1 protein-coding gene is annotated in these 1,626 nt (G+C 67.8%); it reads left to right on the top strand.

Translation table 11 applies throughout. The features are described from left to right. A partial coding sequence (locus AC1DZ6_RS24845; RefSeq protein ID WP_477099763.1) for a DNA gyrase subunit A occupies positions 1-1,449 on the top strand: 1,449 nt, incomplete at its 5' end. Positions 1,450-1,626 lie beyond the last annotated feature (177 nt).

Genomic DNA, 1,626 nt, shown 5'->3' with positions numbered 1-1,626 from the left:
GTGAAGAAGTCCGACCTGGTCGAGCAGCTGGCCGATCTGATCGACAGCAAGAAGGCCGCCCTGCTGGGCGACGTGCGCGACGAGAGCGCCGAGGACATCCGCCTGGTCCTCGAGCCAAAGTCCAAGAACGTCGAGCCCGAAGTGCTGATGGAGAGCCTGTTCAAGCTCTCGGCGCTGGAAAGCCGCTTCCCGGTCAACATCAACGTGCTGGACGCGCGCGGCACGCCCGGCGTGATGGGCATCAAGCAGGCGCTGATCGCCTTCCTGGCCCACCGCCGCGACGTGCTGACCCGCCGGGCCCGCCACCGCCTGGCGAAGATCGAAGCCCGTCTGCATATCCTGGACGGCCTGCTGATCGCCTACCTCAATCTGGACGAGGTGATCCGCATCGTCCGCTACGAGGAAGAGCCCAAGCAGAAGCTGATGGCCGCCTTCGCCCTCAGCGAAATCCAGGCCGACGCCATCCTCAACACCCGCCTGCGCCAACTGGCCAAGCTGGAGGAGATGGAGATCCGCCGCGAGCACGCCGAACTGGTGGAAGAGCGCGACGGCATCATGGCCATGCTGGCCAGCGACAAGAAGCAGTGGGACCTGGTCGGTACGGGCCTGCGCCAGGTGCGCGCCATCCTGCTGAAGATCAAGCACCCGCACGACAAGCCGCGCCCGACCGGCGTGATCGGCCGCTCGATCTTCGAGGACGCCCCGGTGGTCGACGCCGACGCCGCCCTGGAGGCGATGATCGTGCGCGAGCCGATCACCGTCATCCTGTCCGACCGAGGCTGGATCCGCGCCGCCAAGGGCAAGATCGACGACCCGTCGGAGCTGAAGTTCAAGGAAGGCGACAAGCTGGGCTTCCTGGCCCCGGCCGAGACCACCGACAAGCTGCTGCTGTTCACCAGCGACGGCCGGTTCTTCACGCTCAGCTGCGCCAACCTGCCGTCGGCGCGCGGCCACGGCGAGCCGGTGCGGATGATGATCGAGCTCGATGACAAGGTGAAGATCATCGACATGTTCCCGTACAAGGCGGGCCGCAAGCGCTTCATGGCCTCCAAGCAGGGCTACGGTTTCCTGATGCCGGAAGAAGAGGCCATCGCCAACCGCAAGGCCGGCAAGCAGGTCCTGACGGTCGACGCGGCCGGCGCGGCCTTCTGCCTGGAGGCCGTGGGCGACCAGCTCGCGGTGATCGGCGACAACGGCAAGATCCTGATCTTCCCGCTGGAGGAACTGCCCGAGATGCCGCGCGGCAAGGGCGTCAAGCTGCAGGCCTATCGCGAAGGCGGCCTGCGCGACGCGATCTCGTTCAACACCGACGGCGGCGCCTTCTGGATCGACACGGCCGGCCGTCGCCGCGACTGGGTCGAGTGGAAAGAGTGGATCGGCAAGCGCGCCGGAGCCGGCAAGCTGTCGCCCAAGGGCTTCCCGACGTCCAAGCGGTTCCGGCCGAAATAGGGTGAGCACGATCCGACCCCTGCTGCGCAAGGTCGCGGCCGCCCTGGCGGCGCTGCTCGGTCTTGGCGCGGCCGGCGCGGTCGCCGCCGGCCCGCCGCTGCCGGCGGGCAAGCCGGAAGCGGCGGGGTTCTCGGTCGAGAAGCTGCGCAAGTTGGACGAGACGATGCAGACCCTGGT

The organism is Caulobacter sp. P1_B12_2 (assembly GCF_056406675.1).
The sequence above is the reverse complement of the archived record's forward strand: the minus strand, read 5'-3'. Positions and strand labels throughout refer to the sequence as shown.